This window comes from Blautia sp. AM28-27 (assembly GCF_003480905.1).
Lineage (GTDB): Bacteria > Bacillota > Clostridia > Lachnospirales > Lachnospiraceae > Fusicatenibacter > Fusicatenibacter saccharivorans.
The window spans coordinates 415,897-440,605 of the sequence record NZ_QUJK01000001.1; the positions used below are offsets into that span (position 1 = coordinate 415,897).

Here is a 24,709-nt window from a genome sequence, read left to right on the forward strand (position 1 = left end):
TGAACTTTTATGTACTACACCCAAGAACAGATAGACCGCGCCAACCAAGCCGACCTTGTTTCTTTCCTGCAATCACAGGGCGAGCAGCTTACCCGTGCCGGAAATGAATACCGCTGGAAGCGGCACGACAGCCTGACCGTCCGGGGAAACAAATGGTACAGGCACAGCCAGAGCAAAGGCGGCGGCCCCGTTGATTTTGTCATGGAGTTTTTCAGCAAGAGCTTTACCGAAGCTGTTGAACTTCTCACAGGCGAGAAAGGAGCCGCCCTACCGCCGGACAGACCAAGCCCCGCGCCCCTCTCCAACTTCCGGCTACCACCCCGGAACACCGACAACCGAACAGCGAGGAATTACCTCACAGCAGCCCGCCGCATTGATGAAGATGTGACGGGCTTTTTCTTTGCCCGCGGCGATATTTACGAGGACACAGCCCACCACAACGCCGTATTTGTGGGGCGGGACGAGGACGGAATACCGCGCTACGCCCACAGCAAGGGAACGGCGGGAAAACTTCCGGCTTGATGTAAAAGGCAGCGACAAAGCCTTTAATTTCTGCTACCGGGGCGAGGGCGACAGGCTTTTTGTCTTTGAAGCCCCGGTTGACCTGTTATCTTTTCTCTGCCTGTTCAAAAAGGCATGGCAGAAACAGAGCTATTTGTCATTGGGCGGCGTGGGAGAAAAAGCCCTGTTGCGTTTCCTCTCTGACCGTTCGAACATCAAGACCGTTTACCTCTGCCTTGACAGCGACCAAGCCGGAAGCGACGCTTGCAGCCGCCTTGCGGAGTTTGTGCCGGAGGGCTTGACCGTTCACCGCCTTGTGCCGCTTTACAAGGACTGGAACGAGGTATTGCAGCACCGGGCAGAAATCGCGGACGGGAAGTATATCCGGGAAGCGATTTACGGCTTGAAAGAGCCGCCGCAGGAAGAAACCGTTGAGATTATCCGCATGAGCGAGGTTGACACACAGACCGTTGAATGGCTATGGGAGCCGTATATCCCCTTTGGGAAAGTAACCATTGTGCAAGGCAATCCCGGCGAGGGCAAGACCACTTTTGCCCTACGCCTTGCCGCCGCCTGCACCACCGGCGGGAGCTTCCGAACATGAAGCCCCTGCCGCCGTTCCAAGTGATTTACCAGACTGCCGAGGACGGTTTGGGAGATACCGTCAAGCCCCGCTTGATAGAAGCCGCCGCAGACCTTGACCGGGTGCTTGTGATTGATGAAGCAAAACGGGAGCTTACCCTATCTGACGAGCGCATAGAGAAAGCAATCGTACAGAACGGGGCGCGTCTGATTATCCTTGACCCCATACAAGCGTATATGGGCGAAAAAACCGACATGAACCGGGCGAACGAAGTGCGCCCCATGTTCCGCCGCCTTGCCGATGTTGCCGAGCGTACCGGGTGTGCCGTTATCCTTATCGGGCATTTGAACAAAGCAGCCGGAGGACAGAGCGCGTACCGGGGATTAGGTTCTATCGACTTCCGAGCCGCCGCCCGGAGCGTGCTTTTAATCGGGCGCGTGAAGCGTGAGCCGAATGTGCGCGTTATCGTCCATGACAAATCTTCCCTTGCGCCGGAGGGCAAGCCCGTTGCCTTTTGCCTTGACCCGGAAACGGGCTTTTCGTGGGTAGGCGAATACGACATCACCGCCGACGAGCTGCTGTCCGGCGCGGGCGGCAACAACGCCACCAAAACCGAACAGGCTGAAAGGCTGATACTTGACCTACTTGCAGACGGGAAAGAGCTTGCCAGCGAGGACATTGTAAAAGCCGCAGCCGAAGCCGGAATATCCGAAAGGACGGTACAGAACGCCAAGCGCAACATGGGCGGCATTTTAGGCGCAAGGCGTGTCGGCGGTCAATGGTACAACTTCATCAAGAAGAAGCAGCCGCCCGAACCCGCAAGCTGAAAGCGCAAAACGCAGACCCTTTGCACTTTGCACTTTCGCACTTTCACGATAATTTGCGTCAATAACTCAAAAAAGCACTTGACAAAACGCTTCATGGGGAACCCGTGAGGATATTGCACCTTACGTTGATCCTGTATTTCAGAACAATGTGATTCTGACGAAAACGGAGAGCCTGACCATGAACAGCCGCCCCAAGGACCCCAAGACTGCCAGAAACAAAAATGTACTGGTGATTGGCGGCTCCGGTTCCGGTAAGACCCGCTTCTGGCTCAAACCGAATCTGATGCAGATGCACAGCAGCTACGTCGTGACTGACCCGAAGGGTTACAATAATATAGGACAGAGAAAAAGTCACACGGTAAGACGAAAATCTTCTGCCATGTGGCTTTTTCTGTACCCTATATGAATTTTCCAGAAAGGAGGAAGCCAATGGAAACCAAGAAAACTAAGTACACAGCCCTCTATGAGCGATTGAGCCGTGACGATGAAATGCAGGGCGAATCCAACAGTATCACCAACCAGAAGAAATATCTGGAGGAGTATGCCAAGGCACAGGGATTTAAGAATATCCGCCATTTCACGGACGATGGTTATAGTGGCGTTGACTTCAACCGCCCCGGATTTCAGTCTCTGATTGCCGCAGTCGAAGCAGGAGAAGTCGATATTGTCTGCGTAAAGGATATGTCGAGGTTTGGGCGTAACTATCTAAAAGTCGGCTTTTATACGGAAATCATGTTTCCCGAAAAAGGTGTCCGATTTATCGCAATCAACAACGGCGTGGATAGTGCCAATCCAAGCGAAAATGACTTCACTCCGTTTTTGAACATTATGAACGAGTGGTACGCAAAGGACACAAGCAACAAAATCCGTGCTATCTTCCGTTCAAGGATGCAGGACGGAAAACGATGCAGCGGTGCTATCCCTTATGGTTATAAGCGTGACCCGGAGGACAAGAACCATCTGCTGATTGACGAGGAAGCCGCAAAGGTAGTCCGCAGAATATTCCAGATGATTATTGACGGTATGGGGACAAAGGCGATTGCAAATAAGCTGTCCGAGGAAAAGGTGCTGATACCGTCTGCATATCTGGAACAGTCCGAGCATGGAGAGAGCCGAAACCACAGCTACCATGACCCATATCGTTGGAACTGTACCGCAGTTGCCTATATTCTTGAAAAGCAGGAATACATGGGGCATACCGTGTTGGGAAAGACCATCTGCGAGAACTTCAAGACCAAGAAGCGAAGAAAAGCCAGACCCGATGAACTTATCATCTTTGAGAATACCCATGAAGCCATTGTCGATGAAGAAACATGGCATCTGGCACAGAAGCTCCGCAGGAAAACAAAGCGTACTCTGGCTAACGGGACTTACTCCCACCGCTTGTCTGGACTGCTTTACTGTTCGGATTGTGGAAAACGCCTGTCTTATGCAAGCCCACATTCACAGCACAGAGCAGACGGAAAAACCTACGATGCAGACAGCAACTTCCGCTGTCCAACCTACAAATCCATGTACGGCGAGTGTACGATGCACTTTATCAAGGCATCCACTCTGGACAGTCTGGTGGATGAAGCTATCCGCAAGGTTGCCGCCTATGTGCTGAAAGATGAACAGGCATTTTTACAGCAAGTCAAAGAGCTTACAAGTGCCAGTCAAGCAGTTGTGCAGACCGACAGCAAAAAGGAGCTTGTAACCGCAAAAAAGCGTATTGCAGAACTGGATAATTTCATCAAAAAACTCTATGAGGGCAACGCATCCGGCAAGATACCCGACAGACAGTTTGAAAAGCTCATGGCTCAGTATGACACCGAGCAACAGGAGCTTGAAGCAAGGGTCGCTGAAATCGAAGCGAAGATCAGCGAACTCCGGCAAGAGGAAGAAAGCGGAGAAATGTTTGTCCGACTGGTAAAGCGATACCGTGACTTTACGGAAATCACACAGACCATGCTCAATGAGTTTATTGACAAAATCGTTGTCTATGAAGCGACTGGCGGCAGAACCGCCAACCGCACCCAGCGCATTGACCTCTACTTCAATTTCATCGGTCAGTTTGTGGTGGAAGATACCGAAGATGAAGTCCTGTCAAGGCAAGAGGAAGAAAAGCGACTGGCAGAACTCAAAGAGCAGGAACGCAAAGACCGCAGAAATGAAACTGTCCGCAGATACAGACAGCGTAAAAAGGAAAAAGAAGCTGCCGAAGCAGAAGCCGAAAAATCCCGATGTGCGTAATAAACAAAATATATTTTCAAGGAGGAAAACACTATGGAACTCAATTTTATCAAGTGCGGAGACTACTATGTACCCGACATCAAACTGGCAAAGCCGAATATCCGTCTCGGAAAATGGGGGCGAATGAGAAAGGAGTATCTGCGACTGGCACACCCCATCCTCTTTTCCGACATGGTACTGTCCGAAACGCTCTATGAGCATTGTGCGGAGATTGAGGAAGCCGCCAAGAAGCGACTGGAAATCATCATTCCGCAGCTTGCAAAAGCATACGGCGTGACGGAGCAGTTGAAAGCAGAAAACCAAATCGAATGGGTTCGCCAGATGAACGCTTGCGTTGCACAGGCAGAGGAAACCATCAAGGGCGAACTGATTTACTGCTGAGAAAGGAGTTAAATTTTATGATTTTAGAAGCGTTGTTCAATGGCGAGATTTACGCAAGCGAGAATGTCGTACCAAAGTCCGACAAGTTCCGTGAAGCCACCGGGGAGATTGCAAGGATTATGTCTTTCTTCGAGGACAAGCTAAGCAAAGAGGACTACGCCTTGCTTGAAAAGCTCTGCGACAGTCACGCAGACGAGGGCAACATAACCAATGAAGTCCAATTCAAGTATGGCTTTACAATGGGCGTTCTGATGATGTGCGAAATCTTCCACAGCCCATTCTTCCCACCTACTAAGTAGAGGTAAAAGACTGGACAATTCAGCAAGTTCAGACCCCACAATTTCATACCGTAAGCAAAGCGACAGGTATTTCCTTGTGAAGTCTCTGTCGCTTTTAATTTCACAATTTCAAGGAGGATTTATCTATGAGAATGTCTATGAACGAAAAGAAAGCCCTTTATGCCTTTGGCTGTCCGAACCGTGAAGCCACCGTTGAACGCTTGCGTTTTGCGGCTGCACTTGCTCCCGATCCTGCGGCAAAGAAGCTGTTCTTCACTCTGGCAGTCAAGCTGAGTGACGAGAGCTGCGACAGATGGTATCGCTGTTTCTTCTACAACATGAGACTGGAAGTAGAACACTTCGCCCACCACAAGTACCATTCCGATAATCAGCCGATTTCCATTAGGGAGAGATTATATGAGTAAGCTGACGAAGTACGAAAAGGAAACTATCGTCCTGTTCAACGAGGGCGAGGACACAGCACACATCCAGACCTACAATGCCGGACTGAGGAACAGACTGGCGGCGTTCTCCAAGAAGTACCCCGACCTTTGCCGACTGGAAAAGACCTACGAGCAAGGCGGCGTGTCCTATGTTCTGGACAAGTCCCGACTGTCCATCCGTCTGCAGCCGCCGTACAGCGAGGAACGCAGACGAAAAGCAAGCGAGAACGCCAAGCAAAACGGTTTCGTCAGTCAGACGGAATAATGTAGCGTTTAGGGTTGATATGCGGTCAAAATGTCGGGTCTGTATCCGATGTTTTGACCGCAAGTACATAGGGATGTATAAGGTATCGAATATGACGAAAATGTAAAATTTACCGCTATAGATGTGAATTTCTTTCAAACTATATTGACTGAACTTGCAGACCGTAGTATAATTAGTTTTGCTATTTAGGTATGCTAAGTAGCAAAACTAAAGTGAGGTAGAGAGTATGGATAATAAGTATGTGCAACAATTCAAAAAAGGCTCTCTTGAAATGATACTCTTATCCTTAATCGGACGCAAAGAAACCTATGGCTATGAAATTATCACAGAGTTAAATAACAGTGCGTCTGTTTTGGGATATGCGAAAGAGGGGACGATTTACCCTATTCTGTATCGCTTGCAGGAGGCAGAGCTAATTCAATGTCGTTTAGCACCAGCGGCAGCTAATGGTGGCTCTAAGAAATATTACTCCCTTACTCCCAAAGGAAAGGAAGTTTTACAGGAATTGATTATGTTTTGGGCAAGCTACACAGATTGCGTAAATGGCTTTATCGCCAGCTATCAACAAACGGAGGTGTCAGAATGAAAGAACAATATATTAAGCAGGTTGAAAAGGAATTGAATTTATCACGCAAAGCCAAAACTGAGGTTGTGCGTGATCTGAATGAAATCTTTGCTTCTGCTGCAGAGCATGGAGAAACTGAACAACAGGTAATCGAAAGGTTGGGGACACCAAAAGAATTTGCTGACAATACAGCAGAACAGTTTGGAATTGATAATTCTGCTCCCCAGAAACGAAAAGGGATTATTTCAAGCGTTACTTCCCTTGTGGTAGCTGTTGTTGCTTTTGTAATTTATGCTACTGCAAAATCTGATAAAGTGCCAGATGGAGCTATCGGGCAAGCAGACGCAATGACAAACATTCAAGTTGAGGGGACTTTCGGTTTTGATGCATCACAAGTCATTTTAGTGGTCGGCATAATCGCTGTTACATTTGCTGTCATTCAGATTATCCGAACAGTCCGCAACAACAGGAGGTAACTATGAAAAAATATATTTCAATACTTGCGGTTTTACTTATGCTGTCATTGACAGCGTGTTCCAACCTGGGAACAACACCAACTGGCACAGGAAACACAAGCAATACACAATCTGAAAGTATTACGATGCTTGATGAGGGTGTATGGCCTGTGAATGAATACACAGAGGGACTTCCTGTTCCGTCCGGTACAGTTGCGTGGGCTATGCTCGATACAGAACACGAGAATTGCAGTATCAGCATTGTAGATATAGACGAAAGTGCTTATAACGAATATATGGAGCTGTTGAAACAAGAAGGCTTCTCCGTGATTGAGGATGTATCAGAAGAAATCAAGGGACAGGACTATGTTTCTATTGGTACGCTTCTATCTAATGACGAAAAAGGATTGAGTATCAGCTACATACCCGATAATTTAACTATTTACATTTCATTTGAATAATGACTAAGCCAAAGGCGATCAACCGTAAAAAGTTGGTCGCTTTTGTTTTATCCATTATTGCGAAAGGAGTTGACCCGATGTCCAATGAGAAGTTGGAAAAGCTGAAACGAGAACAGTATGTTGCGGAGAAAAAGCTGACCGCAGCCAAGCACAAGGAAAAGCGACTGGAAAGCGAAATCAAGCGACTGACCCGAAGCGAGAGAACCCACCGCCTTTGTACTCGTGCCGGAATGTTGGAAACCTTTTTGAGAGAACCGACCATTCTGACGGACGATGATGTGATGGAGCTTCTGACTTTCATCTTCCACAGCGAAGCGGTTCAAAAGAAGCTGAATATGCTGATTGCGAACCGAAAGGAAAATGAGCAACCGAACGGGAGCTAAAAACCCTGTTGAGAAACAGGGCGCAATTATACACCACCTAAAGATGGTGATTGCGTTCTGCCGAAAGCCCCTTGCAGGGAGCTTGATGATTTCCGCAAAAGTCTTTTGCTCCAATCATCCAGAGGAAGCTACACTTCCCCTGCGCTGTCTTGTGACAGCTACCCCTTTGTGGACTTGCCGCCGATGAATGATTGCAAGCAATCATTCACCGTCAGCAAGTTTTATACTTTCCCCATCTGACCGCTGCTGAAAAGTATCGGTCATTTTTTATTGCACCGAGAAAGGAGGTTCAAACAAAATGCCAGTACCCCATCTGAACATACGAATTGTTCAGAGAAGCAAAGGCAACTCTGCCGTTGCCGGAGCCGCCTACCAAGCCGGAGAAAAATTGTTTTCCGAGTATGACCAGAAGCACAAAGACCACCGCAGAAAACAGCATGAGGTTGTTTACACGGAAATCATGCTCCCAACCAATGCACCACCCGAATACGCAGACCGAGCTACACTCTGGAACTCTGCCGAGGAAGTGGAGAAGCAATGGAACTCACAGCTTGCAAGGCGTTTCGTTGTTGCCCTGCCGAGAGAAATGCCACTTGAAATGTGTCCGCAGATGATGCAGGAATACTGCAATGAGCATTTCGTGTCCAAAGGAATGTGTTGTGATTTTGCAATCCATGACCCAGATCCTCCGGGACACAATCCCCATTGCCACATCATGCTGACCATGCGAGCCATTGATGAAAACGGAAAGTGGATGCCCAAGAGCCGAAAGGTTTATGACCTTGACGAGAACGGCGAGCGTATCAAGCTCCCGTCCGGCAGATGGAAAAGCCATAAGGAAGATACCGTTGACTGGAACGAACAGTATCACGCCGAGGAATGGCGACACGGATGGGAAGTCATTCAGAATAAATATCTGGAGCTTGCCGGAAGTGCCGAGCGTGTGGATATGCGTTCCTATGAAAGACAAGGGCTTGACATTATCCCGACTGTCCACATGGGAGCCGCCGTTTCTGCTCTGGAGCGCAAGGGCATTGAAACCAATATCGGCAATCTGAACCGAGATATTAAAGCCGCCAACCGCATGATGAACGCTATCCGCAGTACCATCAAAAATCTGCGAGACTGGATTGCGGATATTGTGTCTGCCACAAAAGAAGCGTTTGCAGAAATGGAAGCCGAAAAGAAAAATGCTTCGCCCGACCTCTCCACTCTGCTCCGTGACTATATGAATCTGCGAAAGGCAGAACGCAGCGACTGGTCGAGATACGGACAGCAGAAAGGCACAGCCGATGATTTGAAAGCTGTCTCCAAAGCTCTGATCTATTTAAAAGAACATGAGCTTTTCACTCTGGAAGATTTGGACACCGCCCTGCAAGGCGTGAATGAGAAAGCCCAGACAATCAATGCCGAAATGAAAAAAGCATCTGCCCGAATGAAAGTCATTACCGGCATACAGAACGCCGTGGCAGACTGCAAGACCCACAAGGCAGTCCATGACAAGTATCTGAAAATTGGTTGGAAAGCAAGGCAAGCCGCTTTTGCAGAAAGCCATAAGGACGAACTGGACAGCTTCAATAAGGCGTTCCGTTATTTGAAAAAACAGGGCGTTGATTTGAATGTAAATCTGGATGCTCTGCAAACCGAGTATGACAAGCTGAAAGCAACCCACAGCCAACTTGCCGGACAGCTTGCAACCGTCAAAGAGGAATTACAGCCGATGAAAGATATTCGCTACTGGGTCGGCAAAGTCCTCACGCCGGAACAGGCAGTCGAGAAGAAGCCCGAACCGAAGCACTCCGTAACGGAGAAAGTGAAGTTCCTGCAGGAGCAGGGCAAGAAACAGCCGGAGCAGAAAGCTCCGCAGCACAAAAAACAGAATATGGAACTCTAACAGGCACTTGCCGTTTTCTTTGCGAAAATGTCGAGTGCCTTTTTTGTTTCCCGAAAGGATGATGCAATGAATGTATTTGAAGCAATAAAAGACAATGTTACCACCCGACAGGCGGCAGAGATGTACGGCATCCGTGTCAATCGTCACGGCATGGCAGTCTGCCCATTTCACAATGACAGAAATCCGAGCATGAAAGTGGATATGCGTTTCCATTGTTTCGCTTGCCAAGCAGACGGAGATGCAGTTGATTTTGTTTCTCGACTGTTCGGACTGCCAAGCAAAGAAGCCGCCATGAAGTTAGCTGATGATTTTGGTATCTGCTATGACAGCAGACAGAAGCCATCCGTCAGACCAAAGATTAGAGAACCTACCCCCGAACAGAGATACCAACAGGAAGAAAACCGATGCTACAAGGTGCTGACCGATTACTTCCACTCTCTCCGAGCATGGAAACAGCAGTACGCACCGATACAGCCGGAGGATGAATGGCATCCCCTGTTCGTGGAAGCCCTGCAAAGAGAAAGCTATATCGAATATCTGCTTGATATTCTCTTGTACGGCACTCCCGAAGAAAAGAAAGCTCTGGTTGCCGAGCAAAGAAAAGAGGTGATGAAACTTGAACAGCGATTTGCAGAACCCACAGCCGAGCATGACCGTGGAAGAAGTCAGAGGAAGTCTGGACTTGACCGATAGCGGAGCTATCAAGAACAGCATAAGGAACTGTCTGACAGTATTTCAGAATGACCCATATCTGCAAGGTGCTGTCAGGTACAACATTCTCACGGAGCGTATCGACATTGTAAAGCCCCTTTGGTGGAGCAAGCAGACAGCGACACTCAACGATACGGACTTGAATTATCTGATGCTCTATCTGGAAGATAAATACGCATTGACGAGCGAGAAGAAAATCCAGAAAGCTATCTCCATTGTCGCTGACTGCAATAAGTACCACCCCATCCGTGACTATCTGAACAGTCTGGAATGGGATGGCACAGAACGCATCCGCTACGCTCTGACCCGTTTCCTCGGTGCAGAGGACAGCGAGTACACCTATCAATGCTTGCGACTGTTCATGTTGGGAGCTATCAGCAGAGTATTCAAGCCCGGATGCAAATTTGAAGTCATGCTCTGCCTTGTTGGTGGGCAAGGTGCAGGAAAGTCCACTTTCTTCCGACTGTTGGCAGTCAAGGACGAATGGTTTTCCGATGACCTAAAGAAGATTGACGATGACAATGTTTACCGCAAGATGCAGGGGCATTGGATAATCGAAATGTCGGAAATGATTGCCACAGCCAACGCCAAGAGCATTGAGGATATTAAGTCCTTTATCAGCAGGGCGAAAGAAACCTATAAAGTGCCGTATGAAACCCATCCGGCAGACCGACTTAGGCAATGCGTGTTCGGCGGTTCTTCCAATACAATGGACTTTCTGCCCCTTGACCGAAGCGGCAACCGTAGGTTCTTGCCCATCATGGTACACCCCGAAAATGCCGTGGTTCACATTCTGGAAGATGAAGCTGCATCCAGAGCGTTCATTGACCTTATGTGGGCAGAAGCCATGTTCATCTATCATAATTTCCCTGTAAGGCTGACCTTATCCAAGGATATGGACAAGGAACTGAAAGAACTGCAAAAGCAATTCATGCCGGAGGACACCAAGGCAGGACTGATACAGTCTTTCCTTGATAATTACAACGGCACACAGGTCTGCTCCAAGCTGATCTATGCAGAAGCTCTGAACCATCCCTTTGACGAGCCGAAGCAATGGGAAATCCGAGAAATCAACGAGATTATGAACAACAGCATCGAGGGATGGACACCATTTTCAAATCCCCGTATCTTTGCTAAGTACGGCAGACAGCGAGGATGGGAACGCACCCCACCGTCCGGCAACGAGCTATCGGCAACAGGCTCAAATTTGCTTGACGGTTTTCGGGAACTGACCGAGGAAGAAGCCCGACAGATGGAACTTCCATTCTGAAAAACTGACCGTGTTGCCGAGCCAGTTGCTATCCCGTTGCCGACCCCGTTGCAGGGCTAATCCCTTAAAACCCCTTTATTTACAAGGAGTTTTCTTCTCCGGCAACGAAAGCAACGGAGAAATCAAAGAAAAAAGTAAAAATAGTAAAAGAGCCAGATAGGACTATGTTTGAGGTTTTTTGAAGCCCGTTGCCGGACTTCGTTGCCGCCCCTCACACCCTGTCTGGCTTTTTCCATTTCAAGGAGGTATTCAATGGCAAAAACAAAGAACACAGCACCCACAACCACCGAGCAGACCGCACCCGTCCTTGTCAGAAAGATTGGAAAGACCACCTACATGGTGGGCATCCATTTCAGTCAGACGAGCAAGGAAACAATGGACGATAAGGTGCTACGCCTTATCAAAAACGACATTCGCAACGCCGCCATGTGCGGATAAAACCATCGTCAAGGCAGGATGTGAGTTGTTCATAAAATGTTTGCAAATAAAATGCACATTCTGTCTTGACGAAACGCTTCCGAAGGGAACCATTTTGGTGGAGTGCGGAAAAATGCTCCAAAGGGGTGCGCCCAAGCTGGGGAAGGACGGAAAGCCCATGAAGGATAAGCATGGCAAGGTCATTTATGAGCCTTACCGCATCAAGGTTCTAAATACCATCAACTTCAAGAAGTCCATGCACTATAACCCCTTTGCATACGCGCGACACGAGGTCGCGTAATTAAACTGTTCGGCGCTGACCGAACCTGTTATTCCATTAGCAGTAGCCTATCGTCACCGAAGCGGCTGGCAACGGCCGTGAGGCAGCATGACGAGAAAAGGTAGCCCTCCCGAAAGGGTTAAGCCGAAACCTCGAGGCAGAGGCGAAAAGCTGGAAGCAACGTCCGGCTGGGGAGCTTGGCTTGTGTAGTATGGTGAATGTAAGTAAATCGCTGTTAAACGTCGTTAGCGGGAACCAGGCTAAAGTTGCTGATAGGCCTGAACCAAAAGGTGTGCAGTCGGATGTTCTCCTGTAAGCTGGGAACACATGGACAAACATGACTGCCGGCGGATAGGCGGCACCTAACCTACACGGTTGATTACGTGAAACGTGTTAAGCCCGCGCTCTCTCCGTATATTCGGAAAGCTGACCGCAAGGAAAGCCGATAGAAACGCGGGTAAGGAACGCTGGAAAAAGCGAACGCCGACCTTGTAATGAGGACGGATAGGGATTGAAACAGCATCCCACGCGAAAGCGGGCTGACTTCCAGCAGGTCTATCTTTACGAGAGAATTTACAGAACTTTTGAGAGGAGGAATTGCAAATGAACAGGAAACTGTGTGCGCCTGCTGACAGGGCACGAAGCTGGGAATCCATTGATTGGAAGAAAGCGGAGGCCTATGTTAAAAAGCTGCAAATGCGTATCGTAAAGGCTCAAAAAGACGGTCATTACAGCAAAGTGAAAACTCTGCAATGGCTGTTGACGCACTCTTTCTATGCCAAGGCATTGGCAGTGAAACGTGTGACAAGTAATAAAGGCAAAAATACCGCTGGTGTAGACCATGAATTATGGAAAACGCCAAAAGGCAAATTCGAGGCGATTGACAAACTCAAACGCCGGGGCTATAAGCCCCAACCTCTCAGACGGGTGTATATCCCGAAGAAAAACGGAAAATTACGCCCGCTGAGTATTCCAACGATGACAGACCGCGCCATGCAGACATTATATAAGTTTGCACTGGAACCATTGGCAGAAACTCTGGCAGACCCGAACTCCTACGGCTTTAGAATTGGAAGAAGCACACACGATGCCATCGGGCAATGCTTTAACGATTTGTGCAGAGCCGATTCGCCTCAATGGATTTTGGAGGGAGATATTAAATGGTGCTTTGACCATATCAGTCATAGCTGGTTAATGAAAAAATATCCCAATGGACAAGGAAATGCTCGAAAAATGGCTGAAATGTGGCTTTGTGGAAACCAGAAAAATCTTTCCGACAGAGGAAGGGACCCCACAGGGCGGCACAATATCGCCAGTTTTGATGAACATGACCTTGGACGGTCTGGAGCGGATTCTAAAAGAAAGATTCCCGATGAGACGGACGGTGGCAGGTAAAACCATCTACGACCAGATTAATTTCGTGCGATATGCCGACGACTTTATCGTCACCGGGAAAAGCCCGGAAACTTTGCGTAACGAGGTTATGCCGCTTATCAAGGACTTTCTGGCGGAACGCGGCCTGCAACTTTCAGAGGAAAAAACGGTGATTACACATATCAGCGACGGCTTTGATTTTCTTGGGCAGAACATTCGGAAATACAACGGAAAATTGCTTATAAAGCCGTCAAAGAATGCAGTAAAAGCTTTCCTCAAAAAAGTGCGGACTATTGTTAAGGAGAACAAAACCGCCACGCAGGACTTGCTCATTCGCAAACTAAATCCTGTGATTCGCGGTTGGGTCAACTACCACCGCTATGTAGTTTCTGCGGATATTTTTGGATTAGTTGACCACAGGATTTTCGAGTGCCTATGGAAGTGGGCTTGCCGCAGACACAAACGAAAAGGTAGGAAATGGATTGCCAACAAATATTGGCACCATATTGATAACCGGACGTGGACGTTTGCAGCAGAGCCTGCTTTCCGCGGTAAAGATTTCGATGAAAAATACCTCAAGCTGGAATACGCGGCAAATACTAAAATCATCCGATTCAAGAAAATCACCGCCGAAGCCAACCCATTCGATAAAAAATGGACGGGATATTATGAGGAACGTGACGGGGAAAGAATGCTGAACAGCACCAAAGGACGAGAAAAACTCGTTAAAATTTGGAACAACCAAAAACGGTGCTGCCCTGTATGCGGAGAAAGAATTACATCTGAAACAGGATTTAAGACGCATTTTATCACCGAAAACAACAGGAAGTGGCCTGCTATTATGGTACATCCCTGGTGTCATCGAAATCTGCATGAGCCGGACTACTTGATTTGAGCCGGGTTTCGTTTTACACGAGGCCTTACGATAGGCTTGAGCCGTATGACGGGAAACTGTCACGTACGGTTCTTAGGGGAGGGGCTGGCAGCAATGCCAGTCTCTTACCCGACATCCACTCGGAAAAGGATATTCTGAAGCTGGTGACAACGCTAATCGCTAATACCAAAGGCGAGGGCAAGGCCGGAGACGATTTCTGGGTCAAGGCGGAAACATTGCTGTATTGCGCATTGATCGGATATATCCACTATGAAGCTCCGGTGGAGGAGCAAAACTTCTCCACCCTCATCGAGTTCATCAACGCCATGGAAGTCCGGGAGGATGACGAGGAGTTCAAAAATCCCGTAGACCTGATGTTTGATGCACTGGAATCGGAAAAGCCAAACCACTTCGCAGTGCGGCAGTATAAGAAATATAAGCTGGCAGCCGGTGTAGTAAGTTTGAAGAGACTTCTTAATCAATCAATTTTAAAGAGTTGGAGCTCCAAAATGATTAAAAAGTCTCTTGAGGCTTATTTTTTTACCTTAAAGAACAAAATTGTATTTTGTAAAAAACAATTTTAAAACATGTCCGTATTTTGTTTCGTCAGTACAGAGATTGTGTAAGGAACTTTAAAAAGATGACACGAAATCAAAAAAATGTAGTAAGGGGGCTGTAAAAAGACCTCTGAGCATTTCGTTTAGTGTAAAGAACTTTTTTACTTCTTACACGAACTTTGAAAACGAAACAGCCTGCCCATAGTGATACCAGAACTGAATAGGCATTCAGCGTGTCTTTTCTGGTTAATACGTCCCGGAAACATCAGCACCCGGTACAGGAACGGATATGGGATGAGAACAGGAATTTAATAAACAAAGGAAGGAGGGCATCTGACTATGACAGAGAAACAAGGATTCATGACAGCGTTGTATGAACGTCTTAGTCGTGATGATGAATTAAACGGAGAATCCAACAGTATTTCGAATCAGAAGAAACTGCTGGAACAATATGCAAAAGAACATGGATTTACCAATCTTGTTCATTTTACTGATGATGGTATCTCCGGTACAAGATTTGATCGTCCAGGCTTTCTTGCCATGATGAAAGAAGTTGAGTCAGGGAAAGTCGGAACGATCCTGATTAAAGATATGAGCCGAATGGGAAGAGATTATCTGAAAGTCGGACAATATATGGAGTTGCTGCGACAGAAAAATGTCCGCCTGATTGCAGTCAACGAGAATGTAGACAGCTTCCGGGAGGACGATGATTTTACTCCATTCCGAAATATCATGAATGAATGGTATGCAAGGGATACCAGTAAAAAGATAAAATCCACTTTCAAGGCGAAAGGGAAATCCGGCAAGCATGTGGCAAGTACAACACCGTATGGGTATCTGAAAGACAAGGATGATCCGAATGTATGGATCGTTGATGAAGAAGCAGCTGTAGTTGTACGGAGAATCTTTCACATGACAATGGATGGATACGGACCATATCAGATTGCCAGGGCACTGAAAGAGGATAAGGTTGAGATACCAGCGGTTCATATGGCAAAGAAAGATGCCGGATTATGGAAAGGCAGAGTAGAAGAAATCAAAGATCCTTATGGCTGGGGCTCTTCTACTGTTGCCGGTATTCTAAAGAAAAGAGAGTATCTTGGTCATACAGTGAACTTCAAGACCAGAAAGCATTTCAAGGATAAGAAAAGCCATTATGTATCTGAGGATAACTGGACGGTGTTTGAGAACACGCAGGAAGCAATCATAGATCAGGAAACTTTTGACAATGTGCAGAGAATCCGAAGCAATGTGAGAAGGTATCCAGATGGATGGGGAGAAGCCCACCCACTGACAGGTCTGATGTATTGTGCAGACTGTGGTTCCAAAATGTATGTTCATCGGGTAAATAATGGCAAGCGAGTTCCACAATATACCTGTTCTGCATATTCTAAAGTTCCGGTTGGAACACTCTGCCAGACACAGCACAGAATTAATGCCGATGTGGTTATGGAGCTGATTAAGGAACTTTTAAAGGCTGTTGCGGAGTATTCACAGTTGAATCGTGAAGAATTTTTGGAGACAGTAAAAAAAGCACAGACTTCACAGCAGTCCAGTGAGATCATAAGATTGAAAAGCAGATTAGCAGAAGCAAAAAAGCGTGTGCAGGAACTGGAAAAACTGATCTGCAGAATCTATGAGGACAATATTCTTGGCAAGCTGCCAGATGAACGTTATGCGATTCTTGACGGACAATATTCTAAAGAACAGAAAGATTTGTCGGCAGAAATTGCAGATATGGAAGCTGAATTATCAGGTTATGAAGAAGGTCGCAGATCAGCGGAGAAGTTTATTGCTCTGGTTGATAAATACCAAAACTTTGATGAATTGACCACTTACATGCTGAACGAATTTGTTGAAAAGATTGTGGTTCATGAGCGTGACCGAAAAGGAAGCATTGAGACAACTCAGGAAGTGGAAATCTATTTTAATTTCATTGGAAAATATTTACCGCCACATTTCGGTGAGGTGGAAATGACGTCAGAGGAAATTGAAGAAATGAAGAAGCGGGAAGCCAGAAAAGACAGGCTTCATCAGAATTACCTGAAAAGAAAAGCAAGTGGCAAGCAGCAAGAATACTATGAACGGACAAAAGCAAAAAAGAAAGCTGAAATGGATGCAAAAAAAGAGAAAATCCGTCAGGAAGATATTGCAAAGGGTGTGTTCGTTCCGGTATCACTGCTTCCACCTGCAGAACCGAAGAAAGGAGTTGCATCAGCATGAGTAAATTAGAAAGAATCGTTCACGATGACAGCAATGGTCTGGATTATATCCTTGTCGGGGAAATCTATCTGCCACTGATCGCTGTGTCGGAAGAAAAGTGTGATATTGGCTTTTATGGAAGCCTTCACAGAAACTATCTGAAAGACTACAAAGGTGGCTTATATTCCTATCTGACATTGACTGGGGAACTCTGGACTTACCTTGCAGACTTAAATGAGCAGTGCGTAGAATACAGAGATTTTCTCATGAATCAGATCATGGAACAGGAAGGTATTACAGAGGAATTGAAAAGCAGAGATCAAATGGAATGGGTTCGCCGGGCAAACAATGTGAGAAGCCGGGTAGATGAAATCATTTTAAATGAATTGGTGTATGTGTAGGAGGGGCTTATGAGATACCGGATTGAATATGCAGACGGAAGATGCTGTAATTTTGTAAACAGCAGAAAAGATTTGTTGGATTGGCTGAAAGCACTGAAAGATGAAAAAATTGTTGATATCCGAAAAGTGTACAAAAACGGTGTTACAGATTCTGTGATAGACAGCTATCGCAGTTATCTGAAACAGTGAAAGGAATGGGACTCTCAAATACACAGGAAGCATTTGAAAATGTGAATGAGTAAAGGAAATGGCATTAACCGTAAAAAGTTAGTGCCTTTTATTTTGTCTATTATTATATTTCCACAAAATCCGATGCAGAGGATTTTTGAAAAACAGACGGAACGGAGATCATGCCGAAGGGACAGCGGCAGGAATTACGTTTTGTCTGCCGGGAGTACAGAGGACTGGAAGTCCTTTGTGCCTGGATTGCAAAGGGAGGCAGCACCTTGCTGGGGTTAAGGGGCGAAGCCCTTAGCAGGTTAAGGGCGGCAGCCATTGCCCAGTGATATGGCGTTTCGCCATATGGTACTGGGTACTATCTGTAACGGCGACAGAGCCTTTAAGCAGCTTCGCTGCAATCCCTTCGGGGAAACAACTTGAAAGAAAGGAGAAATGTGAAATGAAAGGAACAAGGCATAATGGCAGATCTGGGAAAAATGGAGTTTACAATCCGCTTCATAATGATCGGAGATTTAATCCGGAACACAGTGAGCATATCGACAATGAAAGAGTCCGGCAAAATATTTACTGGGATTGCTATCAGGGATATACCACAATGGAAGATCAGGGAAAAGAGAATAATTTTTCTTTTGAACAAATTGAGCTGGCATTCTATGAAGAGCATTATGGAAATTACGTTATGAAGCAAAATGAGAGACATGTGAAAGCCAGACACCCAGACAGATGCAAAGAAGTGGAAGATGTTTGGAAAAACAAAAAGACCTGTCCGGAAGAAAGTATCTATCAGCTTGGAACAATAGATGAACATGCTTCTGTGGAAACCCTGATTTTAGTATTTGACGAGTTTAAGAAAGAGTTCGATAAGCGGTTTGGCTCTAACGTGCATATTATTGATTGGTCGCTACACATGGACGAAGCAACACCTCATATTCATGAGCGTCATGTTTTCGATGCTACAAACCGATATGGAGAAATTGAGCCGAAACAGGAAACAGCATTGGAAGAACTTGGATTTGAACTTCCAGATCCAGAAAAGAAGAGATCAAAGACAAATAACCGCAAGGTTGTTTTTGATTCTGCCTGCCGGACAATGTTTTTAGATATCTGTAAACGTCACGGACTGGAACTTGATGAAGAACCATCGTATGGTGGAAGAAAGTATTTGGAAAAACAAGATTATATCCGTATGAAGCAGAAAGAAGAAATTGCGAATCAACAGGAAACAATTCTTATGCAGATTGATAAGGTGAACGAGAATCGTCTGGAGCTTGCAAAACAGTCAAGGTATGTGCGTGCAAATGAAGAAATTATTCAGTCACAGGAAGAAAAAATAAAACAGCAGGATACAGAATTTGCAAATAATTCAGACCGTATATTCAAGCAGGGTGATCTAATTGAAGAACAGAGAGAGGAACTGAAACAGCTTACCATCCGTATTGAAGATGTGGAAACCTTGCTTGATGAAGTATCCAGTGAAGCTTATGACAAGGCAGTGGAGAAAGTAGCAAAAGAAGCAATGCTGGCTACCAGAAGAGATGATATCCGTTTGGCAGAAGATTCTAAAAAGTGGATTCAGGATCCGAAACACAAGGCTTCCAAAAGAGAAAAGGATTATGCAATAAAAAGACTGGACGGGCTGATAAGAAAAATAGAAACTGCAATGGAAAAAGTGGTCATACGGATTACTAAACAGTTAAAACAGCCAGAGAAGAAAAAAGCTGTTGTAGAAGAAATCAAAAAAGAAGTGAAGCCATCTATCAGGGAAAGACTTGCACAGAATGTAGCAAAGATTCAAAGAGAAGAGGCAGAGAGAAAACAACTGAATAAAGGAAAATCATGTTCTAGTGATCTGGAACTATAAGGGCATTTTGTTGATTCCGTAAGGACAGGACAAAGTGCCTTTTTGTTTTTGAGTAAAAAGTGATTCCCGGATTTGGGAAGCAGTTATAAGAAAGCGAGGAAATGAATTGGGATTATTTGATGAAGTAAAACAGAACGTGACTGTCCGGCAGGCTGTTGAATTGTATGGATTGAAGCCCAACAGGAGCGGACTGATCCGTTGTATTTTTCATAATGACAAATCACCCAGTATGAAAGTTGACCGGAGGTATTACTGCTTCGGGTGTGGCTGTACGGGAGATGCGATTGATTTTACAGCACAACTGTTTGGCATTGGACTGAAAGATGCTGCTATGAAGCTGGCAGATGATTTTAGGATTCTTTATTCCGGCAAGGACAGGGAATCACTGCAGAACAAGAGACGTGTTCCAATAAAAAAGCCGAAGCCGACACCGGAAGAACTCTGGCAGAAAAAATATCTAAGATGCCTGAGAGCATATCTGAATTACCGTAGCCTACTTCTGGAATGGAAAGAGCAGTATGCACCAAAAACATGGACAGAAGAATGGAATGAAAAGTTTATGATTTCTCTCAGTGAACTGACGGTTGTTGAGTATTATCTGGATATTTTGCTCTTCGGGGATAGGGCAGATAAGGAAGTCCTTGTCAAAGAAAAATGGAAGGAGATGGAGAAGATTGAGCAATGCGAAAGAGAAGATAAAGGAGATTGCTACAAAAGAACAGAAAGATGCCATGAAAGAAATGCTCCGGATGGCAGATAAAAGTAAAGTCGATGAAGTGAAACAGATGCTGGAATATACACAAAAGGGAACTGCGAAAGCAACGGTAGGAAATTATATGGTCGTGCTGAGAAATGATCCGCTTGTGCGTGAGAGCATGAAGTACAACAAGCTGACAGGCAGGATTGATATTGTGAAAAAACTCTGGTGGAATGAGGAAATCTGCAAACTGGACGATGATGGCAGGACTTATTTTTATTATTTCTTTGAACGGTATTACAAGCTCACAAGTGAAAAATGTATGGATAAGGCACTCCGCATAGAAGCCAACAGCCGGGCATACCACCCAATCTGTGAGTATCTGGAACAACTGGAATGGGACGGACAGGAGAGAATCCGTTATGTACTGCAACGGTATATGGGAGCTGATGCTTCGGATTTTGTCTATGAGGTTGTGAAACATTTCCTGATGGAAGCGTTGAGCAGAATCTACCGTCCGGGTTGTAAGGCAGATGAAATGCTCTGTTTGGTAGGTCAGCAGGGAGCCGGGAAATCCACATTCTTCCGTTTCCTTGCACTGAATGATGACTGGTTTTCTGATGACCTGAAACAGTTGAACGACAGTAAGATATATGAGCATCTCCGGGGACACTGGATCATGGAAATGTCAGAGATGATTGCAGCAATCAGTGCGAAAAGCAATGAAGAGATCAAATCATTCCTGACCAGGCAGAAAGACACTTACCGGAATCCCTATGATAAATATGAGGAAGATCGGAAGCGTCAGTGTATCTTTGCCGGGTCAACGAACACAAGGCAGTTTATTCCCTTTGACCGTACCGGGGCAAGACGGTTCCTGCCGATTGCCATAGACAGCAGCAAGGCAGAGAAGCATATCCTTGATGATGAAAAAGAAGCCAGAGCCTATTTTGACCAGCTATGGGCAGAAGCAATGGAAATCTACTGGTCAACGGAGAATAAGAGCAGTCTGTTGAAATTCTCAAAAGAAATGGAACAGAAGATCAGTGAATACCGGAAACAGTTCACACAGGAAGATACGATGGCAGGAATGATTCAGGGCTGGCTAGATGCCTACAAGGGAACTCATGTATGCTCCGTCCAGATTTGGAAAGAAGCCTTTGACCATTTTGAACGGGAGCCGAAAAAATTCGAGACAAATGAGATCTGTTCCATTATGGATACACAGATCACCGGCTGGAAGAGGGATGGAATCCACAGATTTTCAAAGGAAGGATATGGCAGACAGAGAAGCTGGGTCAGGGAAGGAACAGAAGAGGGTGGCAACGAACCGGACGAAGACGGATTTACGAAGCTGACGAAGGCAGAACAGTTGGAGCTGCCATTTGACCTGCCCGACAGAGAGAAAGGCTGATTTTGATATCGGAAGGCTACAAATCTTCTGTAAATTTATCGCTTGTTGACAGATTTGTTGACACCTAAAACCCTTATATTTACTGGCGTTTCAGCTTTTTTTACAGGTGTCAACAAGAACATTCAAAAAACTTTCCAGTAGTATTTTGGAAAATAAAAAAACAACCAGTAAAAAGTTTCAAACCCCATGTTGACACTTATGTTGTCAGTGTACAGATAAACTTCCGGCAGGGACAAAGACAATCCTCTCTCTGTCGGGCACAGGAAAGAAAGGAAAAAATGATTATGGAAAAAATGATGAATACAAAAACAGAGGGGAACACATTTACAAAGAAAATCGGGCAGACAGTCTATGTTGTCCGTTATCATTTCAATGAAGATGCAAAGGAAACAATGCAGGAGAAGATTAACCGGATGCTGGTTACAGAAGCAAGCCGAATGGCAGTTTATTAAAATTAGGTGGATGTAAATGAAGAAAAAATATGATATCATGTGAGTAATAAATCTGAAATTATAAAGGAGGTTTAATCGAATATGCTGAATGTTTCTATGGCTGTTTTTGTTCTCTATATAGTTCTAGGGTTGGTTATTTGTTTACAACCCAAAATTTTCTTAAAGTCCATGCTCGGATATGGGGAAATAATATTAGAAAATAGCGTTCTTAATTTTTACCAAATTGGAGAATTTATTGTAATCGGAATTGTATTTATCTTATTGTGGTTTCTTTCAAAGAAGAAGATATTTGAACATTCAAGCAAGTCTACTATTTTAGGTGTCTTGAATACGATTATGGCAGTTTCAGTATGTGTTGTAATACCATTTATTATTACACTTTTATCACATTCATATGGTTATGCTGTCATTTTCCCACAGTCTGAAACAGAATATGCGTTTTTTACGGGCATATCAGAGCTTGTAAATTATGTTGAACCGTTATCTTTTATTCCAGTTGCAATATTTTTATGTGCTTATGTAGTATATTGGATAGAAGTGACTTGTAACAAAAAAACAGGAGAATAATATTGCTTTACAATTTATCAAAAAGTATGAAGCAATATGTCACTAAGCAATTATCAAAATAAGTAAAGAAGGTTTGGCAAATGGTAAATAGTAAAAATTTAACAATCGTAACCATATCAACCATTTTATTTGGACTGCTTTCAAAGTGGTTGGTAGGTGTGCCTTATATGGCGTGGGGGTATTTTGATAAATTATTTATAGCATCTTTTATTTTGTGGATGCTTTATAGCACTATGTTGTATTTAGCTATTAAAATAGAAAATGAAAATTATTTAAAACTTGGATTTACTGGAGTTGTGTTCGGTTTAATTTCAGCATGTTTAAAAATGGGGCTGGACGCTATTATAGAACACTTTACGAAATTTTCAGGAAATTTGATTGTTACAGCATTTATGATGGAAATGGGAATCCTTATTTTTGGAAGTGCTATTATTTTTGTTTTATATGTCTGTGTTGCGAAGAAAAAAATTTTGTGGAATAAATCTATGAAAAATTGTACTTTGGGATTAGGAGGAATTGCGGGTATATATTTTGCTGTAATCATTTATTACCTATGGCAGTTAAGACATTGGATGGAGAAGTTTGCAGATTTTGATATTATAAAAGAGATTGGAGAAGAACAAGGACTGCTAAATTTGTCAACAAAATATGCTCAGGAATCAACTGTGGTGGGAATGATTGTATATGTCCTCTTTTTTATAGTTTTATGGATCGCTTTAAAAAAGAATACAGAAAACAAAGAGTTTGATGATAACTTTTAAAAGTTGTAAATTCTATATCATATAATAAAATGCTATTTTGTTAGTATATGAGTAGGCGTTCTTTGATTTGGGATGATGAAGTATAATGTTAGCAAAAAATTCCAGTTTGACAACTTCATATCCATTATACAAAGCAGTTGGTCTTAGGATTGACTGCTTTTTTAAAAGACACCATTTAGGTATAATGATGTCTTTTGAGTGTTATTTTATAGGTCATATCAAGGCTTATTCAATCGTGGTAAATTCGTGGTAAAATGAATGTTTTCCTATACGTCAAAATGCTTGAAAGTATTGTATTTATGCGGATAATCAAAAATCAGATATAAAATTTAATCGAAATACTATGAAGAAAAAAATATGCATTATTATTTTATCTATCGTTATTGTATGTTCTTTGTTATCAGGATGTGGTGATAAGCATACAGCAATAATAATGAAAAATGCAAAAGATTTTACTCTTACACAAGAAATATCAGAGAGTTTCAAGCTAGAAAACTATGGAATACAATCATACGCATTTTTAAAATATATTCAAGAGAACTTGCCAGGACGAATTGCGGGTACAGAAAAGGAAAAGGAAATGGCTTCGTTTATATCTGCTATTTTGTTAAATGGTGGATATTCAGAAAAGGATATAAAATTAAATTCTTTTGATATTGAGGAAGGTGTTCCTATGATGGACACATCTGGAGAAAATATTTTTGATGGTGGTGAAGATAGCCAATCAAGTCAAAATATTGAAGTAATCAAAGAAGGGCAATCGAAAAAAACTATTATTGTTGGAGCTCATTATGATAGTGCAGGAACACATGGCGTAGATGATAACGGCTCAGGTGTAGCTGTTGCATTAGAAAGTGCATTGCGAATGATAGATGTCGAAACACCATATACGATTAAATATGTATTTTTTGGTGCAGAAGAGACAGGAATGCATGGTTCAAAAGAATATGTTAATTCTCTTACAAAGAAAGAAAAAGACAATATTGTGCTAATGATAAACATAGATAGTATTCTTGCAGGAGATAATCTTTATTTGTATGGAGGACGCATAAATGATAAAGGTGTTGTTAAAGATGTAGAAGCTGTAAATAAGGCATTTGAAATTGCAAAAAAGGCAAATTTACCAATGCAATTAACACCAAAAGGAAATGTTGATTATCCATATCCAACAGGGCAAAAGAGAAGTGACCATGCTCCATTTAGTGATATAGGAATTCCTTATATTTATTTTGAAGCAAATAATTGGCTCAATGGTTTACCAGTAGAAACAGAAAATCATGGATTGATTATGCATTCCGATAAGGATGATTTGTCTTTTATAGAAAACGAATATGGAAACCGTGCAAAAGATACAATGGCTAATTATTCTCACTTACTTCATTTAGTATTACAAGAAAACAATTGGGAATAAGAAAGGAAGAGA

The 24,709-nt window shown here is 44.3% G+C and carries 25 protein-coding genes and 5 pseudogenes; all 30 read left to right on the forward strand.

Features of this window, described 5'->3' with window-relative positions; all coding sequences use genetic code 11:
• Positions 1-9 precede the first annotated feature (9 nt).
• Positions 10-1,911 (forward strand): annotated as a pseudogene (locus DW743_RS01960) (AAA family ATPase).
• 85 nt (positions 1,912-1,996) lie between these two features.
• Positions 1,997-2,236 (forward strand): annotated as a pseudogene (locus tag DW743_RS01965) (type IV secretory system conjugative DNA transfer family protein); the annotation flags it as partial.
• Positions 2,237-2,340: 104 nt separating this feature from the next.
• A complete protein-coding gene (locus DW743_RS01970; RefSeq protein ID WP_117760458.1) occupies positions 2,341-4,143 on the forward strand; it encodes a recombinase family protein in 1,803 nt (600 codons plus the stop codon).
• 33 nt (positions 4,144-4,176) lie between these two features.
• Complete coding sequence (locus DW743_RS01975) at positions 4,177-4,524, forward strand: TnpV protein (RefSeq protein ID WP_117515787.1); 348 nt, start codon at positions 4,177-4,179, stop codon at positions 4,522-4,524.
• 17 nt (positions 4,525-4,541) lie between these two features.
• Positions 4,542-4,823 (forward strand): DUF6809 family protein, encoded by a 282-nt coding sequence (locus tag DW743_RS01980; protein WP_117515786.1) that lies wholly within the window; start codon positions 4,542-4,544, stop codon positions 4,821-4,823.
• Between the two features lie 125 nt (positions 4,824-4,948).
• Positions 4,949-5,227 carry a ferredoxin gene (locus DW743_RS01985; RefSeq protein WP_243004528.1) on the forward strand — a complete coding sequence of 93 codons (279 nt, stop codon included), beginning with the start codon at positions 4,949-4,951 and terminating at the stop codon, positions 5,225-5,227.
• Positions 5,220-5,510, forward strand: a complete 291-nt coding sequence (locus DW743_RS01990) for a molecular chaperone (RefSeq protein ID WP_117515785.1) — start codon at positions 5,220-5,222, stop codon at positions 5,508-5,510. The genes DW743_RS01985 and DW743_RS01990 overlap by 8 nt, the downstream gene beginning before the upstream one ends.
• 226 nt (positions 5,511-5,736) lie before the next feature.
• Complete coding sequence (locus DW743_RS01995) at positions 5,737-6,096, forward strand: PadR family transcriptional regulator (protein ID WP_069989223.1); 360 nt, start codon at positions 5,737-5,739, stop codon at positions 6,094-6,096.
• Positions 6,093-6,551, forward strand: coding sequence for a DUF1700 domain-containing protein (locus DW743_RS02000; RefSeq protein ID WP_069989222.1), 459 nt, complete (start codon positions 6,093-6,095; stop codon positions 6,549-6,551). Before DW743_RS01995 ends, DW743_RS02000 begins: the two co-directional genes overlap by 4 nt.
• 2 nt (positions 6,552-6,553) lie before the next feature.
• Positions 6,554-6,991, forward strand: a complete 438-nt coding sequence (locus tag DW743_RS02005; protein ID WP_069989221.1) for a DUF6591 domain-containing protein — start codon at positions 6,554-6,556, stop codon at positions 6,989-6,991.
• 77 nt (positions 6,992-7,068) lie between these two features.
• Complete coding sequence (locus DW743_RS02010) at positions 7,069-7,374, forward strand: DUF3847 domain-containing protein (protein WP_069989220.1); 306 nt, start codon at positions 7,069-7,071, stop codon at positions 7,372-7,374.
• 298 nt (positions 7,375-7,672) lie between these two features.
• A complete protein-coding gene (gene mobQ / locus DW743_RS02015; RefSeq protein WP_117515784.1) occupies positions 7,673-9,268 on the forward strand; it encodes a MobQ family relaxase in 1,596 nt (531 codons plus the stop codon).
• 66 nt (positions 9,269-9,334) lie between these two features.
• Positions 9,335-9,961 (forward strand): CHC2 zinc finger domain-containing protein, encoded by a 627-nt coding sequence (locus tag DW743_RS02020; RefSeq protein WP_117515783.1) that lies wholly within the window; start codon positions 9,335-9,337, stop codon positions 9,959-9,961.
• The gene (locus DW743_RS02025; protein WP_117760457.1) at positions 9,918-11,249 is read left to right on the forward strand and encodes a virulence-associated E family protein; all 1,332 of its coding nucleotides are present in this window, start codon (positions 9,918-9,920) and stop codon (positions 11,247-11,249) included. The genes DW743_RS02020 and DW743_RS02025 overlap by 44 nt, the downstream gene beginning before the upstream one ends.
• A gap of 252 nt (positions 11,250-11,501) precedes the next feature.
• Positions 11,502-11,687: a transposon-encoded TnpW family protein gene (locus tag DW743_RS02030; RefSeq protein ID WP_069989216.1), complete on the forward strand. Its 186-nt coding sequence runs from the start codon at positions 11,502-11,504 to the stop codon at positions 11,685-11,687.
• 73 nt (positions 11,688-11,760) lie between these two features.
• A pseudogene (locus DW743_RS02035) lies at positions 11,761-11,958 on the forward strand (VirD4-like conjugal transfer protein, CD1115 family); the annotation flags it as partial.
• Positions 11,959-12,642: 684 nt separating this feature from the next.
• Positions 12,643-13,477: pseudogene (locus tag DW743_RS18695) on the forward strand (reverse transcriptase domain-containing protein); the annotation flags it as partial.
• 126 nt (positions 13,478-13,603) lie between these two features.
• The gene (locus tag DW743_RS18700; protein ID WP_243034500.1) at positions 13,604-14,215 is read left to right on the forward strand and encodes a group II intron maturase-specific domain-containing protein; all 612 of its coding nucleotides are present in this window, start codon (positions 13,604-13,606) and stop codon (positions 14,213-14,215) included.
• A 113-nt stretch (positions 14,216-14,328) separates the two neighbouring features.
• A pseudogene (locus DW743_RS02045) lies at positions 14,329-14,673 on the forward strand (type IV secretory system conjugative DNA transfer family protein); the annotation flags it as partial.
• A gap of 417 nt (positions 14,674-15,090) precedes the next feature.
• On the forward strand, positions 15,091-16,974 hold the full coding sequence (locus DW743_RS02050; protein ID WP_117682912.1) for a recombinase family protein: 1,884 nt from the start codon (positions 15,091-15,093) through the stop codon (positions 16,972-16,974).
• Positions 16,971-17,354, forward strand: a complete 384-nt coding sequence (locus DW743_RS02055) for a TnpV protein (protein WP_117682911.1) — start codon at positions 16,971-16,973, stop codon at positions 17,352-17,354. Before DW743_RS02050 ends, DW743_RS02055 begins: the two co-directional genes overlap by 4 nt.
• Positions 17,355-17,363: 9 nt before the next feature.
• Positions 17,364-17,543, forward strand: a complete 180-nt coding sequence (locus tag DW743_RS02060; RefSeq protein WP_055261479.1) for a hypothetical protein — start codon at positions 17,364-17,366, stop codon at positions 17,541-17,543.
• A gap of 161 nt (positions 17,544-17,704) precedes the next feature.
• Entirely contained in the window at positions 17,705-17,860 is a 156-nt protein-coding gene (locus DW743_RS17915; protein WP_158568533.1) for a hypothetical protein, read from the forward strand.
• A gap of 269 nt (positions 17,861-18,129) precedes the next feature.
• Entirely contained in the window at positions 18,130-19,395 is a 1,266-nt protein-coding gene (locus DW743_RS02070) for a serine/arginine repetitive matrix protein 2 (RefSeq protein WP_147345089.1), read from the forward strand.
• Positions 19,396-19,501: 106 nt separating this feature from the next.
• Positions 19,502-20,155 carry a CHC2 zinc finger domain-containing protein gene (locus DW743_RS02075; RefSeq protein ID WP_158568532.1) on the forward strand — a complete coding sequence of 218 codons (654 nt, stop codon included), beginning with the start codon at positions 19,502-19,504 and terminating at the stop codon, positions 20,153-20,155.
• Positions 20,070-21,506, forward strand: coding sequence for a virulence-associated E family protein (locus DW743_RS02080; RefSeq protein WP_242995464.1), 1,437 nt, complete (start codon positions 20,070-20,072; stop codon positions 21,504-21,506). The genes DW743_RS02075 and DW743_RS02080 overlap by 86 nt, the downstream gene beginning before the upstream one ends.
• Positions 21,507-21,790: 284 nt before the next feature.
• On the forward strand, positions 21,791-21,958 hold the full coding sequence (locus DW743_RS02085; protein ID WP_080786840.1) for a transposon-encoded TnpW family protein: 168 nt from the start codon (positions 21,791-21,793) through the stop codon (positions 21,956-21,958).
• A gap of 81 nt (positions 21,959-22,039) precedes the next feature.
• Positions 22,040-22,525 (forward strand): hypothetical protein, encoded by a 486-nt coding sequence (locus DW743_RS02090; protein ID WP_117682908.1) that lies wholly within the window; start codon positions 22,040-22,042, stop codon positions 22,523-22,525.
• An 80-nt stretch (positions 22,526-22,605) separates the two neighbouring features.
• Positions 22,606-23,286 (forward strand): hypothetical protein, encoded by a 681-nt coding sequence (locus DW743_RS02095; protein ID WP_004612634.1) that lies wholly within the window; start codon positions 22,606-22,608, stop codon positions 23,284-23,286.
• 343 nt (positions 23,287-23,629) lie between these two features.
• Positions 23,630-24,697 carry a M28 family metallopeptidase gene (locus DW743_RS02100; RefSeq protein ID WP_117760455.1) on the forward strand — a complete coding sequence of 356 codons (1,068 nt, stop codon included), beginning with the start codon at positions 23,630-23,632 and terminating at the stop codon, positions 24,695-24,697.
• Positions 24,698-24,709 lie beyond the last annotated feature (12 nt).

Coding starts and splice junctions, on each gene's coding strand:
- DW743_RS01970 (WP_117760458.1), top strand. CDS start 2,341: ATGGAAACCAAGAAAACTAAGTACACAGCCCTCTATGAGCGATTGAGC.
- DW743_RS01975 (WP_117515787.1), top strand. CDS start 4,177: ATGGAACTCAATTTTATCAAGTGCGGAGACTACTATGTACCCGACATC.
- DW743_RS01980 (WP_117515786.1), top strand. CDS start 4,542: ATGATTTTAGAAGCGTTGTTCAATGGCGAGATTTACGCAAGCGAGAAT.
- DW743_RS01985 (WP_243004528.1), top strand. CDS start 4,949: ATGAGAATGTCTATGAACGAAAAGAAAGCCCTTTATGCCTTTGGCTGT.
- DW743_RS01990 (WP_117515785.1), top strand. CDS start 5,220: ATGAGTAAGCTGACGAAGTACGAAAAGGAAACTATCGTCCTGTTCAAC.
- DW743_RS01995 (WP_069989223.1), top strand. CDS start 5,737: ATGGATAATAAGTATGTGCAACAATTCAAAAAAGGCTCTCTTGAAATG.
- DW743_RS02000 (WP_069989222.1), top strand. CDS start 6,093: ATGAAAGAACAATATATTAAGCAGGTTGAAAAGGAATTGAATTTATCA.
- DW743_RS02005 (WP_069989221.1), top strand. CDS start 6,554: ATGAAAAAATATATTTCAATACTTGCGGTTTTACTTATGCTGTCATTG.
- DW743_RS02010 (WP_069989220.1), top strand. CDS start 7,069: ATGTCCAATGAGAAGTTGGAAAAGCTGAAACGAGAACAGTATGTTGCG.
- mobQ (WP_117515784.1), top strand. CDS start 7,673: ATGCCAGTACCCCATCTGAACATACGAATTGTTCAGAGAAGCAAAGGC.
- DW743_RS02020 (WP_117515783.1), top strand. CDS start 9,335: ATGAATGTATTTGAAGCAATAAAAGACAATGTTACCACCCGACAGGCG.
- DW743_RS02025 (WP_117760457.1), top strand. CDS start 9,918: ATGACCGTGGAAGAAGTCAGAGGAAGTCTGGACTTGACCGATAGCGGA.
- DW743_RS02030 (WP_069989216.1), top strand. CDS start 11,502: ATGGCAAAAACAAAGAACACAGCACCCACAACCACCGAGCAGACCGCA.
- DW743_RS02050 (WP_117682912.1), top strand. CDS start 15,091: ATGACAGAGAAACAAGGATTCATGACAGCGTTGTATGAACGTCTTAGT.
- DW743_RS02055 (WP_117682911.1), top strand. CDS start 16,971: ATGAGTAAATTAGAAAGAATCGTTCACGATGACAGCAATGGTCTGGAT.
- DW743_RS02060 (WP_055261479.1), top strand. CDS start 17,364: ATGAGATACCGGATTGAATATGCAGACGGAAGATGCTGTAATTTTGTA.
- DW743_RS17915 (WP_158568533.1), top strand. CDS start 17,705: ATGCCGAAGGGACAGCGGCAGGAATTACGTTTTGTCTGCCGGGAGTAC.
- DW743_RS02070 (WP_147345089.1), top strand. CDS start 18,130: ATGGAAGATCAGGGAAAAGAGAATAATTTTTCTTTTGAACAAATTGAG.
- DW743_RS02085 (WP_080786840.1), top strand. CDS start 21,791: ATGGAAAAAATGATGAATACAAAAACAGAGGGGAACACATTTACAAAG.
- DW743_RS02090 (WP_117682908.1), top strand. CDS start 22,040: ATGCTGAATGTTTCTATGGCTGTTTTTGTTCTCTATATAGTTCTAGGG.
- DW743_RS02095 (WP_004612634.1), top strand. CDS start 22,606: ATGGTAAATAGTAAAAATTTAACAATCGTAACCATATCAACCATTTTA.
- DW743_RS02100 (WP_117760455.1), top strand. CDS start 23,630: ATGAAGAAAAAAATATGCATTATTATTTTATCTATCGTTATTGTATGT.